Annotated in this window: 14 protein-coding genes; 7 read left to right on the top strand and 7 right to left on the bottom strand. The window is 70.0% G+C overall.

Annotated features, from left to right (window positions below; translation table 11 throughout):
• Window positions 1–2 precede the first annotated feature (2 nt).
• Genes phnK through phnG form a run of 5 tightly spaced genes read right to left on the bottom strand, consistent with a single transcriptional unit; the run spans window position 3 to window position 3,869 of the window.
• The gene (gene phnK, locus AC6CR5_RS14320) at window positions 3–779 is read right to left on the bottom strand and encodes a phosphonate C-P lyase system protein PhnK (RefSeq protein ID WP_498085725.1); all 777 of its coding nucleotides are present in this window, start codon (window positions 777–779) and stop codon (window positions 3–5) included.
• On the bottom strand, window positions 776–1,666 hold the full coding sequence (locus tag AC6CR5_RS14325; RefSeq protein WP_020926722.1) for an alpha-D-ribose 1-methylphosphonate 5-phosphate C-P-lyase PhnJ: 891 nt from the start codon (window positions 1,664–1,666) through the stop codon (window positions 776–778). The genes phnK and AC6CR5_RS14325 overlap by 4 nt, the downstream gene beginning before the upstream one ends.
• On the bottom strand, window positions 1,663–2,778 hold the full coding sequence (locus tag AC6CR5_RS14330; protein WP_020926721.1) for a carbon-phosphorus lyase complex subunit: 1,116 nt from the start codon (window positions 2,776–2,778) through the stop codon (window positions 1,663–1,665). The genes AC6CR5_RS14325 and AC6CR5_RS14330 overlap by 4 nt, the downstream gene beginning before the upstream one ends.
• A 1-nt stretch (window position 2,779) precedes the next feature.
• On the bottom strand, window positions 2,780–3,397 hold the full coding sequence (phnH, locus tag AC6CR5_RS14335) for a phosphonate C-P lyase system protein PhnH (RefSeq protein ID WP_049054887.1): 618 nt from the start codon (window positions 3,395–3,397) through the stop codon (window positions 2,780–2,782).
• A gap of 1 nt (window position 3,398) precedes the next feature.
• Window positions 3,399–3,869 (bottom strand): phosphonate C-P lyase system protein PhnG, encoded by a 471-nt coding sequence (phnG, locus tag AC6CR5_RS14340; protein WP_054438527.1) that lies wholly within the window; start codon window positions 3,867–3,869, stop codon window positions 3,399–3,401.
• 184 nt (window positions 3,870–4,053) lie between these two features.
• On the opposite strand from phnG, the gene phnF reads away from it, so the two are divergent.
• From phnF to phnN, 4 genes are all read left to right on the top strand, one after another.
• Window positions 4,054–4,776 (top strand): phosphonate metabolism transcriptional regulator PhnF, encoded by a 723-nt coding sequence (gene phnF / locus AC6CR5_RS14345; RefSeq protein ID WP_006385569.1) that lies wholly within the window; start codon window positions 4,054–4,056, stop codon window positions 4,774–4,776.
• Window positions 4,777–4,873: 97 nt separating this feature from the next.
• Window positions 4,874–6,070, top strand: coding sequence for an alpha-D-ribose 1-methylphosphonate 5-triphosphate diphosphatase (locus AC6CR5_RS14350; RefSeq protein WP_020926717.1), 1,197 nt, complete (start codon window positions 4,874–4,876; stop codon window positions 6,068–6,070).
• A gap of 2 nt (window positions 6,071–6,072) precedes the next feature.
• The gene (locus tag AC6CR5_RS14355; protein ID WP_498085726.1) at window positions 6,073–6,816 is read left to right on the top strand and encodes a DUF1045 domain-containing protein; all 744 of its coding nucleotides are present in this window, start codon (window positions 6,073–6,075) and stop codon (window positions 6,814–6,816) included.
• Entirely contained in the window at window positions 6,813–7,391 is a 579-nt protein-coding gene (gene phnN / locus AC6CR5_RS14360) for a phosphonate metabolism protein/1,5-bisphosphokinase (PRPP-forming) PhnN (RefSeq protein WP_006385572.1), read from the top strand. The genes AC6CR5_RS14355 and phnN overlap by 4 nt, the downstream gene beginning before the upstream one ends.
• Before the next feature lie 41 nt (window positions 7,392–7,432).
• Here the strand turns inward: phnN and AC6CR5_RS14365 are convergent, their stop codons facing one another.
• Window positions 7,433–8,392, bottom strand: coding sequence for a LysR family transcriptional regulator (locus AC6CR5_RS14365; RefSeq protein WP_498085727.1), 960 nt, complete (start codon window positions 8,390–8,392; stop codon window positions 7,433–7,435).
• A 107-nt stretch (window positions 8,393–8,499) separates the two neighbouring features.
• Here AC6CR5_RS14365 and AC6CR5_RS14370 point away from each other — a divergent pair, with 107 nt between their 5' ends.
• From AC6CR5_RS14370 to AC6CR5_RS14380, 3 genes are read left to right on the top strand one after another with little or no spacing between them, the layout of a single operon-like run.
• Window positions 8,500–10,332, top strand: a complete 1,833-nt coding sequence (locus AC6CR5_RS14370; protein WP_498085745.1) for a gamma-glutamyltransferase family protein — start codon at window positions 8,500–8,502, stop codon at window positions 10,330–10,332.
• A 56-nt stretch (window positions 10,333–10,388) separates the two neighbouring features.
• On the top strand, window positions 10,389–11,360 hold the full coding sequence (locus AC6CR5_RS14375; RefSeq protein WP_498085728.1) for a Bug family tripartite tricarboxylate transporter substrate binding protein: 972 nt from the start codon (window positions 10,389–10,391) through the stop codon (window positions 11,358–11,360).
• Window positions 11,357–11,848, top strand: coding sequence for a GAF domain-containing protein (locus tag AC6CR5_RS14380; protein WP_006385577.1), 492 nt, complete (start codon window positions 11,357–11,359; stop codon window positions 11,846–11,848). The genes AC6CR5_RS14375 and AC6CR5_RS14380 overlap by 4 nt, the downstream gene beginning before the upstream one ends.
• A gap of 33 nt (window positions 11,849–11,881) precedes the next feature.
• Here AC6CR5_RS14380 and phnE read toward each other — a convergent pair whose 3' ends face one another.
• Window positions 11,882–12,676, bottom strand: a complete 795-nt coding sequence (gene phnE, locus AC6CR5_RS14385) for a phosphonate ABC transporter, permease protein PhnE (protein WP_026383187.1) — start codon at window positions 12,674–12,676, stop codon at window positions 11,882–11,884.
• Window positions 12,677–12,742: the final 66 nt, after the last annotated feature.

Raw genomic sequence — 12,742 nt, forward strand, 5'->3', positions numbered from 1 at the left:
GGTCAGCTCTGCAAAATGGAAGACACCAGCAACTGGGTGTAGGAATGCTGCGGGTCGTCGAGGATCTGGTCGGTCAGGCCGCTTTCGACCACCTCGCCGCCGCGCATCACCAGCGTGCGATGCGCCAGCAGGCGCGCCACCGCCAGGTCGTGCGTCACCACGATCGCGGCCAGGCCCAGGTCGGTCACCAGTTGGCGCAGCAGGTCCAGCAGGCGCGCCTGCACCGACACGTCGAGCGACGCGGTCGGCTCGTCCATGAACACCAGGCGCGGATGGGTCACCAGATTGCGGGCGATCTGCAGGCGCTGCTGCATGCCGCCGGAGAACGAGGCCGGCGCGTCGTCCAGGCGACCGGCGTCGATCTCCATCTTTTGCAGCCAGCTGCCCGCGGCCTGGCGCAACTCGCCGTAGTGGCGGTCGCCCACCGCCATCAGGCGCTCGGCGATGTTGGCGCCGGCGCTGACCTGCATGCGCAGGCCGTCGCGGGCGTTCTGGCGCACGAAGCCCCAGTCGGTGCGGGCCAGCAGCCGCAGGCGCGCGCCGGACAGCGCGGCCAGGTCGGTGAAACCCTGGTCGCGGGTGTCGTACCAGACGCTGCCGGCGTCGGGCGCGGTCTGGTACGACACGGCCGACAGCAGCGTGCTCTTGCCGGAACCGGATTCGCCCACCACGCACAGCACCTCGCCGGGGAACAGGTCGAAACTGACGTTGCGGCAACCGTGCACGCCGTCCCAGGTGCGCGTCATGCCGCGCACGGAAAGCAAGGGTTGGACGTTCATGCGGTGGCTTCCTTTTCGGCTTGCGCGGCCTGGCGGTCGTTGCAGTATTCGGTATCGGAGCAGACGAAGCGGCGCGTGCCGGCGTCGTCCAGGATGATCTCGTCCAGGAAGCTGTCGCGCGAGCCGCACAGGTCGCAGCATTCCGACCACTTCTCCACGGTGAAGGGATGGTCCTCGAAGTCCAGGCTCTTGACCCGGGTGTACGGCGGCACCGCGTAGACCCGCTTTTCGCGGCCGGCGCCGAACAGCATCAGCGCCGGGCTGTTGTCGAGCTTGGGGTTGTCGAACTTCGGAATCGGCGACGGCCGCATCATGTAGCGGTCGTTGACGATCACGGGATAGTCGTAGGTGGTGGCGATGTGGCCGTGCTGGGCGATGTCCTCGTACAGCTTGACATGCATGCCGCCGTATTCGGCCAGCGCGTGCATGGTGCGGGTCTCGGTCTCGCTCGGTTCGAGCCAGCGCAGCGGCTCGGGGATCGGCACCTGGAACACCATGATCTGGTCGGCCTGCAGCGGCGTTTCCGGAATGCGGTGGCGCGTCTGCACGATGCTGGCGTCGCGGGTCGATTCGGTGGTGGCCACGCCGGTCACGCGGCCGAAGAAGCGGCGGATGTTGATGGCGTTGGTGGTGTCGTCCGAGCCCTGGTCGATCACCTTGAGCACGTCGCCCGGGCCGATGATCGACGCCGTCACCTGGATGCCGCCCGTGCCCCAGCCGTAGGGCAGCGGCATCTCGCGGCTGCCGAACGGCACCTGGTAGCCGGGAATCGCCACCGCCTTGAGCAGCGCGCGGCGCAGCATGCGCTTGGTGGACTCGTCGAGGTAGGCGAAGTTGTAGTGGTCGTCGCGTTCGACCGCGGCGCCGGGAGTATGGGAAGTTTTCATGGCGCAACGGCCTCGTCCAGCTGGCGGGTTGTCTCGGGGGCCGGCGCGGCGCGTTCGGCGCGCAGGCGGCGCAGCAGTTCCAGGTTGGCCTGGAAGTCCACGTAGTGCGGCAGCTTCAAGTGCTGCACGAAGCCGGAGGCCTCGACGTTGTCGCTGTGGTACAGCACGAACTCATGGTCGTTGGCCGGCGCATCGGCGCGTTCACCCAGGTCGCGCGCCTTCAGGGCGCGGTCCACCAGCGCCATCGACATGGCCTTGCGTTCGCCGTAGCCGAAGGTCAGGCCATAGCCGCGGGTGAACTTGGGGCCTTCCTCGGCATTGCCGGAGAACTGGCTCACCATCTGGCATTCGGTGATCTCGATCTCGCCCACCGTCACGGCGAAACCCAGTTCCTCGATGTGCATCTCGACTTCCAGGGAGCCGTAGCGGATCTCGGCGGCGAACGGATGCGTGTTGCCGTAGCCGCGCTGCGTGGAATAGCCCATCGACAAGAGAAAGCCTTCGTCGGCGCGCGCCAGGTTCTGCAGGCGCGCCGCGCGCGAGGCCGGGAAGTCCAGCGGCTGGCGCGTCAGGTCGAAGGGCTCGGGATCGCCTTCGGGCACCGGCTCGGCGTCGATCAGGTCGTCGTGCGCCAGCAGGTCCGTCACGCGCGGCATGGCGCTGTCCAGCGGCTCGCCGGCCGCCGGCAGGGCGTCGGCCTCGCGCTCGGCTTCCAGCGAGAAGTCCAGCAGGCGCTGGGTGTAGTCGTAGGTCGGCCCCAGGATCTGCCCGCCCGGCACGTCCTTGAAGGTCGACGAGATGCGGCGCTGCAGGCGCATGGCGCCGGTGTCGATCGGCTGGGTGTAGCCGTAGCGCGATAGCGTGGTGCGGTAGGCGCGCAGCAGGAACACCGCCTCGATCACGTCGCCGGCGGCCTGCTTGAGCGCCAGCGCCGCCAGTTGCGGATCGTAGAGCGAGCCTTCCGCCATCACGCGCGACACCGCCAGCGGCATCTGTTCGCGGATCTGGTCCAGGCTCAGTTCGGGCAAGGCCCGGTCGCCGCGCCGGTAGTCGTCCAGCATGCGGTAGGAATTGAGGATGGCGCGTTCGCCCCCTTTGACGGCCACGTACATGTCAGCTCTCCACGCGCGTGCTGCGGGGCAGCGCGCACAGTTGCCGTCCGTGCGTCAGGAACACGTCGACGCCCAGCGGGAAACGTTGATGATTGATGCGCCAGTCGCGCCAGAAGCCTTCCGGCAGGCCGGCGGCGCGCAGCGCCTGGCGGCCCTGGATGCCGGGACCGGCCAGCGACACTTCGGCGCCGGCGTCCAGCGATGCGACCTCGATCAGCAGCGTGGTGGACAGGTCCGGATAGGCCGGGTCGCCCGGGTGGCAGGACGCCAGCGTCGGCGCCGCGCTACCGGCCGGCACCACGGCAAAGCGCGCCAGCGAGGCCGACGGCACCACCGGGCAGGCGCAATGGAAACGCAGGAAGTCCAGCACGCCGGCGTCCAGGCCCTGCGGCAGCCACAGCGGCGTGTCCACGTCCACCAGCGTCAGCAACAGCGCGGTCAGCGCCGGCGACAGGCCGGCCGGCACGCCGCAGGTGGCGGCCACGTCGTACACGCGGCCCGGATGCGCCATGGCATCGAGCGCGGTGCGGAAGGTGGCCTGCGCATCGTTCACCGGATCCGCGAAGCCCGGCAACAGCCGGCGGCTGGCGGCCGCGGCGCCAAGAAGTTCTTGATGCATGTCAGTCCTCGCCTCGCACCATCGTGAAAAATTCGACCTTGGTCTGCGCCGCCACGCGCGCCTGGCGCTCGATGCGCTCGGCGCGTTCGCGCGCCAGCGGCTGGATCAGCTGCGCCTGCACCGTGTCGTGCCAGTCGGGCAGTTGCAGCAGCGCGTCGGCCACCGCGGCCTGCTCGGCATGGCGCAACGAGCGGCCCTGCACGTAGGCGATGCCGACCACGCCGTTGTCCAGGCTGACGGCGCAGCGTGTCACCGTCATTTCACCCAGGTTGAAACGCGCCCCGGTGCCGCCGCTGCGGGCCCGCACCATGGCCATGCCGGTCTGCGCCGGGCGCAGCATCTGGTGCGGCGGCAGCCCGCCGAGCGAGCCGAAGGCCCCTTCCAGCATGGCCGGATCGGCCAGCGCCAACACCCGCATCCAGGCGGTCCGTTGCGCCTGGATTCCGCCCTGCGCTGTTTGTGGATGGTCCATTATTTCCTCTAAACGTCTAGACGACTGGATGGAGTATGATCGCGTTCAGAAGCAAGTTCAACAGCCTGGCGTGAATTTTTGATGACAGTTGCGGCAGGGACGCATCGCCTATCCCCCGCCCGCCGCTTGGTGCACAATCACAGCCATTCCTGATGAAGCTGATATGACAGCACGAGCACATTCCATGGTCGAAAGAGGTTCCGGCATCGCCGTGTGGCGACAGATTGGCGAGTCCCTGGCGGACGACATCCGCAACAAGCTGTACACGGCGGGCGAACAACTGCCCTCCGAACCGGAACTGGCCGCCAAGTTCTCCGTCAACCGCCACACCATCCGGCGCGCCATGGGCGAACTGGAACAGAGCGGACTGGTGCGCATCGAGCAGGGCCGCGGCACCTTCGTGCAGGAACACGCCATCGACTACGCCATCGGCAAGCGCACGCGCTTTTCCGAGAACCTGCGCAGCCAGGGCATGCTGGGCCACCTCGAAGCGCTGGGCAGCCAGACGCTGCGCGCGGCCGAGATCGCCAAACACCTGGGCCTGGCGCGCAACGCCCCGCTGCTGCGGGTGCAGATGGTCGGCAAGGCCGAGAACCGCCCCATCAGCGCCTCGGAACACTACTTCGACGAAAAGCGCTTCCCCGATTTCATCGAGCGCATGAACACCCTGCGCTCGGTGTCCAAGGTCTACGCCCACTACGGCATCGGCGACTACACCCGCAAGTGGTCGCGCATCACTGCCACCCTGCCGTCGCCGGAGGTGGCGCGCATCCTGGGCCAACCCAAGACACGCCCGATCCTGCAGGTGGAAGCCCTGAACGTCGACCAGGCCGGCGCGCCGCTGCAATACAGCATCACCCGCTTCGTGGGCGACCTGGTGCAACTCATGGTGGCGGACGACAGTTGAGCGCGGCTGCGGCCGCTTTCCGGCGGCCGCGCGGGTGGCACGGCGATTTCACTCATCTAGACATCTGGTTGTAATGCAACACCGCTAACTTCCCTTCATGAACCAAGCACACGCCCCCTCGCCCCTGGCCGGTGTCACAGGCCAACGTATCCTGACCCCGCGCGGCATCGAGCACGCCAGCCTGCGATTCCACGCCGGACTGATCGACGACGCCGGCGGCACGCCCGCGCGCGGCGCGGCCTGGTTCGACGCCGGCGACCTGCTGGTGCTGCCCGGTATCGTCGACCTGCACGGCGATGCCTTCGAGCGCGCCATCATGCCGCGCCCCAGCGTCACCTTCCCCTACGACGGCGCGCTGTTCGACGTCGACCGCCAGTTGCTGGCCAACGGCATCACCACCGAATTCCACGGCGTCACGCTGTCGTGGGAAGGCGGCCTGCGCGGCGAGGCCTACGCCGAGCGCATGTTCGCCGCGCTCGAACGCATGCGGCACCTCATGGGCGCGCGCCACTACGTGCATCTGCGCTTCGAGACCCACCACGTCGGCGGCGTCGAGACCGCCCAGCAATGGATCCGCGACGGCCGCGTGCGCTTTGTCGCCCTCAATGACCACCTGCCCAGCATGGCGCGCCGCCTGGGCGACGACCGCAAGCTGCTGCAATACGCCGACCGCGCCGAATGCGACCTGGACACCTTCCAGGAGCGCATCCGCCGCGCCATGGGCGCGGCCGACTCGGTGGCCGACGCCATGCGCGAGCTGACCGCCAGCGCGCAGGCGGCCGGACTGCGGGTCGCCTCGCACGACGATCCCGACGCCGCCACCCGCCGCTACTACCACCAACTGGGTTGCGGCGTGGCGGAATTCCCGCTGACGCGCGACGCCGCCAGCGTGGCCCGCGACCTGGGCAACTCGGTGGTGTTCGGCGCGCCCAACGTGGTGCGCGGCGGCAGCCACACCAACGCCCCCAGCGCCACCGAAATGGTCCGCGCCGGGTTGTGCGACATCCTGACCTCCGACTATTACTACCCCGCGCCGCTGGCGGCGGCGCTGCGCCTGGTGAACGACGGCGTGCTGCCGCTGGAGCAGGCCTGGAACCTGGTGTCGCTGAACCCGGCGCGCGCCGCCGGCCTGCAGGATCGCGGCATGCTGGCGCCCGGCCTGATCGCCGACGCCATCGTGGTCGACGACCAGGTGCCCGGACTGCCGCGCGTCTGCGCCGCCATCGTCGGCGGCGAGCTGCGCTACGCCACCCGCGCCTTCGGCGACGACCGCCACCAGCGCATGGCGGCCTGACCATGCCGTCGGCCCACCGCTACGCGTTGTATCTCGCCCCCACCGGCCCCTGGCGTGAGCTGGGCAGCCGCTGGCTGGGCCGTTGCGCCGACACCGGCGCGGCCATGCCGCCGCTGCCCGGCCAGCCCGAGGCCGCGCGCGACTGGACCGCGGCGCCGCGCCATTACGGCCTGCACGCCACGCTGAAGCCGCCCTTCCGGCTGCGCGCGGGCGCCACGCCGCGGGATGTGGACGCCGCCGCGCGCCGGCTCGCCGCCAGCCACGGCGCCTTCGGCATCCAGCTCGAATGCGAGCCGCTGCGCGGCTTCCTGGCCTGGCGCATCGCATCCTCCGACGCCGACGGCCGCGCCCGCATCAACGCCCTGGCCGCCGCCGCCGTGCGCGGCCTGGACGACCTGCGCGCCGCGCCCGGCGCCGACGAACTGGCCCGGCGCCAGACGCATGCGCTATCGCCCGAACAGCAGGCCATGCTGGCGCGCTGGGGCTACCCCTACGTGTTCGATACCTTCACCTTCCACATCACGCTGACCGGCAAACTCGACGGCGAAGCGCTGGAACAGGCCCGGGCAGGCATCGCCGCCTTCGCCGACCCATTGCGCGGCCAGCCCATGCCGGTGCCCGGCGTGAGCGTGTATGTACAGCCGGAAGCGGGCGCCGACTTCATCGCGGCGCGCCACTACCGCTTCGACGGCGGTCAGGTCGACGCGGCGGGCGCGGCCTACCTGGAAGGACCGGCCGCGGCATGAACCCGCCCGTTCCCGCCAGCGGCGAACGCCTGGTCTACCTGATGGGCGCGTCCGGCAGCGGCAAGGACACCCTGCTGCGGTTGCTGCGCGCCGGCCTGCGCGGCGACGAACCGGTGCTGGTGGCGCACCGCTACATCACCCGCGACAGCGGCGCCAGCGAGGACGCGCTGCGCCTGAGCGTCGATGAATTCGCGCGCCGCGCCGCGCTGGGCTGCTTCGCCCTGCGCTGGGCCAGCCACGGCCTGCATTACGGCATCGGCATCGAGGTCGATACCTGGCTGGACGGCGGCGCGGCCGTCATCGTCAACGGCTCGCGCGCCCACCTGGCCGAAGCGCACCGGCGCTATCCGGCGCTGACGGCGGTGGAGATCACCGTCGATCCCGCGCGGCTAGCGCAGCGGCTGGCGGCGCGCGGCCGCGAATCCCCCGAACAGATCAGCCAGCGCCTGTTGCGCGCCGCGCAGGACTTCCCGGTCCCCGACGGTTGCCGCCTGCTGCGCGTCGCCAACAACGGCGCGCCGGAAGCCGCCGCCGCCGAATTGCTGGATATCGCCCGCGGCCGCCTCATCGCATAGACCGCGCGCAGCGCCAGGCAACCCGGGCGCGACCACACGCCTCAAGCCCGCGGCCGCGCGTCCTGGCCAAGGTCCGCGCACAACTCCAGCAGGATGTCCGAAAAGCATTCCTCGGCGGCCAGCGCCTGCTCGCGCCGGCGGCGGATCAGGTTGATGGGCGGCAGCTCCCAACCGAAATCCCACGGCACCATGCCGAGCTTGCCGCGCTGACACAGCTCGCGCGCGATGTCTTCCGGCACCACCGACACCAGCGCGGGGTTGGCGCTGAGCATGCCTTCGATCACGTCGGTGGAATAGGCCTCCAGCACCGGCGATGGCGAGCGCAGGCCGGCGCGGATGAAGTGTTCGACGATCAATTGCCGGGTCGGCGTGTTCACCGCCGGCAGCACCCAGTCCATCCCCGCCAGTTGCGCCCAGTCCGGCGCCCGCCGCGCCAGGCGCTGCGCCAGGCGGCTGTGCGCGATCACGCGCGGCCGCTGCCGGTACAGCACCCGATGGTCCAGGTCATCTTGCGCCATCGTCGACGTGGCGCGGCTGATGATGCAGTCGAGTTCGTGCCGCCGCAGCATCGGCACCAGGTGATCCGTCGTCGCCCGGTGCAGCGTAAGGGTGACGCCATGGCGCTGGTGCAGCCGGCCAATGGCCGCGGTCAGCAGCGCGCTCGATACATACGGCACCACGCCCACGTGCAGATGGGCGGCCCGGCCATCGTGCAGCGCTTCGACCTCGCGCGCCCACAGGTCCAGGTCGCTCTGCATGCGCCGGGCGCGCACCAGCGCCAGTTCGCCCAGCGGCGTGGGCTGCATGCCGCGCCCGGTGCGCAGGAACAGCGGCGCGCCGAAAATGGCCTCCAGCTCGGCCAGCGCCTTCGTGGCCGCCGGCTGGCTGATGCCGGTGGCCGCCGCCACGCGCGTCAGCGTGCCGTGGCGGGCGATGTTTTCCAGCAGCACCAGGTGACGTTGACGCAGGCGGTTGGCAAGTCGGGCGGCATCCCAGATCACGGGCGCATTCCTATAACTGATTGGTTATTCAATTATGCCAACAATGGCTTCCTGAGTTATTTCAGGCTCCTATACTGCGACGAAACCCATCCTTGCCCGTACCGCCCATGTCCACCTTCACCACCCGTCCGGAAATCCGCGGCACCTTCGGCGTCGTCTCGTCCACCCACTGGCTGGCCTCGCAGGTCGCCATGGGCGTGCTGGAGCGCGGCGGCAATGCCTTCGACGCCGCGGTGGCCGGCGGCTTCACGCTGCAGATCGTCGAGCCGCACCTGAACGGCCCCGGCGGCGAAGTGCCGATCCTGCTGTGGAGCGAACGCGAAGGCCGCATGCGCGCGCTGTGCGGCCAGGGGCCCGCGCCGGCGCAGGCAACGCCGGCCTACTTTCGCGGACTCGGCGTGGACCTGGTGCCCGGCATCGGCCTGTTGCCCGCCACGGTGCCCGGCGCTTTCGGCGCCTGGCTGACGATGCTGCGCGACTACGGCACCTGGGAACTGGCCGACGTGTTGCGCCCGGCCATCGACTACGCCCGCAACGGCTTCCCGCTGGTGCCCCGCATCTCGCAGGCCATCCTGGCGGTGCAGGCCCTGTTCCGCGACGAATGGACCAGCTCGGTCGCCGTCTGGCTGCCCGACGGCAAGGTGCCCGCGCCCGGCGCGCTGCTGCGCACGCCGGCCATCGCCGCCACCTACACCCGCATCCTGGACGAGGCGCACGCGGCGGCAACCGACCGCAATGGCCGCATCGACGCCGCGCTGGCCATCTGGTACCGCGGTTTCGTGGCCGACGAGATTGACGCCTACTACACCCATGAAGCGGTGCGCGACACCACCGGCCAGCGCAATCGCGGCCTGCTGCGCAAGGCCGACCTGGCCGACTGGCGCGCGCGCTACGACGATCCCGTCACGCTGCAATACGGCCGCTACACCGTGGCCAAGTGCGGCGTGTGGTCGCAAGGCCCGGTGCACCTGCAACAGCTGGCGCTGCTGCGCCACCTGGAGATGGACGGCCTGGACCCGGCCTCGCCGCAGTTCGTGCACCGCGTGGCCGAAGCCGCCAAGCTGGCCTTCGCCGACCGCGCCGCCTGGTACGGCGATCCCGATTTCGTCGACGTGCCGTTGGCCGCATTGTTGAGCGACGACTACGCCCGGGCGCGCGCCAGCGGCATCGGCCCCCGCGCCGCCGCCACGCTGCAACCCGGCTCTCCCGCGGGCCGGGCGCCGCGCCTGCCCGACCTGGAGGCCGCCGCCCGCACGCTGGCTGCCTCGGACACGCGCTTCGGCGTGGGCGAGCCGACCTTCGCGGCGCTGCCGCCGGTGGCTGAATGGGCCGCGCGCGAGATCTTCGTCGGCGATACCTGCCAGATCGACGTCATCGACCGCGACGGCAACATGGTCGCGGCCACGCCGTCCGGCGGTTGGCTGTCGTCCAGCCCGGTGGTGCCGGCGCTGGGCTTCCCGCTGACCACGCGATTGCAGATGACCTGGCTGGACGACGGCGTTCCCGGCCAGCTGCAACCCGGCAAGCGGCCCTGCACCACGTTGTCGCCGGGCCTGGTGTTGCGCGACGGCCAACCCTACATGGCCTTCGGCACGCCCGGCGGCGACCAGCAGGACCAGTGGACGGTGGCCTTCTTCCTGCGCCATGCCATGGGCCTGAACCTGCAGGAGGCGATCGATGCGCCGTCCTGGCACATCGATCATTTCCCGGGCTCGTTCTGGCCGCGCTCGCTGACGCTGAACCGCCTGACGGTCGAGGGCCGCCTGCCCGAAGCCACGCAACAAGCGCTGCGCGAGGCCGGCCACGAGTTGCGTGTCGGCCCCGACTGGTCCGAAGGCCGCATCAGCGCCTGCACCCGCGAGCCCGCGGCCGGCGGCGGCCTGCTGCTGCGCGCCGCCGCCAACCCGCGCGGCATGCAGGGCTACGCGGTCGGCCGATGAACCGATTTTCCATCCAGCCGGCGACGAGACCGGCCTTATCGCAAGGGGTAAACACCATGAAAACCATCCGACGACTGTTGCGCGCCTGCGCCCTCACCGTGGCGTGCGCCGCGCCCGCGCTGGCGCAGGCCGCCTGGCCCGAAAAGCCGATCACGCTGATCGTGCCGTGGGCCGCCGGCGGCTCCACCGACATCCTGGCGCGCGTGCTGTCCGAAGGCCTGACGCAATCGCTCGGCCAGCCCGTCATCGTTGAGAACCGCTCGGGCGCCTCGGGCAACATCGGCAGCACTTTCGTCGCGCGCGCCAAGCCCGACGGCTACACGCTGCTGGTCGGCTCGATGAGCACCCACACCATGAACCAGGCGCTCTACGGCAACATGCCGTTCGACGGCGTCAAGGACTTCACGCCGATCGCCGAACTGGCGCTGGTCACCAACACCATGGTGGTGCATCCCTCGGTGCCGGCTGCCAACGTCAAGGAATTCATCGACTACGTCAAGGCCAACCCCGACAAGGTGGCCTACGCCTCGGCCGGCCAGGGCTCGACCAACCACCTGAGCGCCGCGCTGTTCGAGAAGGCCGCGGGCGTGAAGATGATGCACATTCCCTACCGCGGCGGCGCGCCGGCGGTGCTGGACACGGTGGCCGGCCGCACCCAGGTGCTGTTCAGCGCCGGCACGCAGACCCTGCCGCATGTGCAGACCGGCAAGCTCAAGCTGCTGGCCGTCACCGAAGAACAGCGTTCGCCGCTGCTGCCCGAGGCGCCGACCGTGGCCGAGACCCTGCCCGGCTACGAACTGTCGGTCTGGTACGGCGCCTTCGGCCCGGCCGGCATGCCGCCGGAACTGACGACGCGGCTGAACCAGGAGATCAACAAGATTCTCAAGCGGCCCGACGTCGTCAAGAAGATGGGCGACATGGGCGTGCTGCTGCTGGACACTACGCCGGAGCAGTTCGGCCAGGTGCTGGCGCGCGATGCCGACAAGTACGGCAGGCTCATCAAGGAACTGGGAATCACCGCCGAATGAGCATCACGTCCGACACCGTCGAGCGCCTCGCGCAAGCCTATGACGCGGCCTCGGCCCCGGCGGCCTTCGCCGCGCTCGACGCGCACGCCCACGCCACGCTGGGGCACACGCTCTGCACCATCAACCGCCATGACGCCGAACGCATGCGGGTGGTGCGGCTGTACAGTTCGAACCCCACCGCCTATCCGCCCGGCGGCAGCAAGGACAAGCGCGGCACCGCCTGGGGCCGCCACGTCCTGCTCGAACGCCAGGTCTTCATCGGCGAGGGCAGCGACGCGATCCGCGAGTTCTTCGACGATCACGACGCCATCCAGGCGCTCGGCCTGCGCTCGGTGATCAACGTGCCGGTGGTGTTCGACGGCGCCTGCCTGGGCACCGTCAACTTCCTGATGCCGCGCGCGGCGCTGGCGCCGGCCGACATCGCCGCCGCCCGGCTGGCGGGACTGCTGGCCCTGCCCGCCTTCCTGGCGCTCACGCCGGCCGACTGAGCCAAAGGGGCGCGTCGCGGCGCGCCCCGGCCTTCAGATCAACGCGCGGCGGATGCGGGCCGACGCCATGTCGATCACGATCACGAAGCCGACGATGATGATCATCACCGCGCAGGTTTCGGCATAGCGGAAGCTGCGGATGATTTCCCACAGCACCGTGCCGATGCCGCCAGCGCCGACGATGCCCACCACCGAGGCCGAGCGCACGTTCGACTCGAAGCGGTACAGCGAATACGAAATCCACAGCGGCAGCACCTGCGGGATCACGCCATAAACGATCTCTTCGAGCGCGTTGGCACCGGTGGCGCGCACGCCCTCGACCGGGCGCGGGTCGATGGCCTCTACCGCCTCGGAAAACAACTTGGCCAGCACGCCGGTGGTATGCACCCACAGCGCCAGCACGCCGGCGAAGGGCCCCAGGCCCACCGCCACGATGAACAGCATCGCGAACACCATTTCATTGATGGCGCGGCAGGCGTCCATCAGGCGCCGCATCGGTTGGTAGACCCAGGCCGGCACCATATTCGACGAACACAGCAGCCCCAGCGGCACGGCCACCACGATCGCCAGGAACGTGCCCCACACCGCGATCTGCACCGTCACGATCATCTCGTCCAGGTACATGCGCCAGTCGCGGAAATTGGGCGGAAAGAAGTCGGCCGCGAACTGGGCCATGTTGCCCGAGTCCCGCAACAGGTCCAGCGGCCGCATGTCGGCGCCGCGCCAGGACATCACCAGCAGCGCCAGCACGAAGGCCCATACGAGCAGGAGCGGCAGCGACGAGCGCGGCGCGGCGGGGGAACGGGAAGAAGGCACGGCCAGGGTCATGGGGATTCCGGAATAGAAAAATCGGATGGACGCGGCGCCGGCGCTTGACGGGCAAGCGCCGGCGCC

The organism is Achromobacter sp. EG18 (assembly GCF_059759395.1).

What these genes read in the sequence shown, in the direction of transcription:
- AC6CR5_RS14355 (WP_498085726.1), top strand. Translation starts at nt 6,073, where the DNA reads ATGCCGTCGGCCCACCGCTACGCGTTGTATCTCGCCCCCACCGGCCCC.
- AC6CR5_RS14325 (WP_020926722.1), bottom strand. Translation starts at nt 1,666, where the DNA reads ATGAAAACTTCCCATACTCCCGGCGCCGCGGTCGAACGCGACGACCAC.
- phnG (WP_054438527.1), bottom strand. Translation starts at nt 3,869, where the DNA reads ATGGACCATCCACAAACAGCGCAGGGCGGAATCCAGGCGCAACGGACC.
- phnH (WP_049054887.1), bottom strand. Translation starts at nt 3,397, where the DNA reads ATGCATCAAGAACTTCTTGGCGCCGCGGCCGCCAGCCGCCGGCTGTTG.
- AC6CR5_RS14375 (WP_498085728.1), top strand. Translation starts at nt 10,389, where the DNA reads ATGAAAACCATCCGACGACTGTTGCGCGCCTGCGCCCTCACCGTGGCG.
- AC6CR5_RS14350 (WP_020926717.1), top strand. Translation starts at nt 4,874, where the DNA reads ATGAACCAAGCACACGCCCCCTCGCCCCTGGCCGGTGTCACAGGCCAA.
- phnN (WP_006385572.1), top strand. Translation starts at nt 6,813, where the DNA reads ATGAACCCGCCCGTTCCCGCCAGCGGCGAACGCCTGGTCTACCTGATG.
- AC6CR5_RS14330 (WP_020926721.1), bottom strand. Translation starts at nt 2,778, where the DNA reads ATGTACGTGGCCGTCAAAGGGGGCGAACGCGCCATCCTCAATTCCTAC.
- AC6CR5_RS14380 (WP_006385577.1), top strand. Translation starts at nt 11,357, where the DNA reads ATGAGCATCACGTCCGACACCGTCGAGCGCCTCGCGCAAGCCTATGAC.
- phnK (WP_498085725.1), bottom strand. Translation starts at nt 779, where the DNA reads ATGAACGTCCAACCCTTGCTTTCCGTGCGCGGCATGACGCGCACCTGG.
- phnE (WP_026383187.1), bottom strand. Translation starts at nt 12,676, where the DNA reads ATGACCCTGGCCGTGCCTTCTTCCCGTTCCCCCGCCGCGCCGCGCTCG.
- phnF (WP_006385569.1), top strand. Translation starts at nt 4,054, where the DNA reads ATGGTCGAAAGAGGTTCCGGCATCGCCGTGTGGCGACAGATTGGCGAG.
- AC6CR5_RS14370 (WP_498085745.1), top strand. Translation starts at nt 8,500, where the DNA reads ATGTCCACCTTCACCACCCGTCCGGAAATCCGCGGCACCTTCGGCGTC.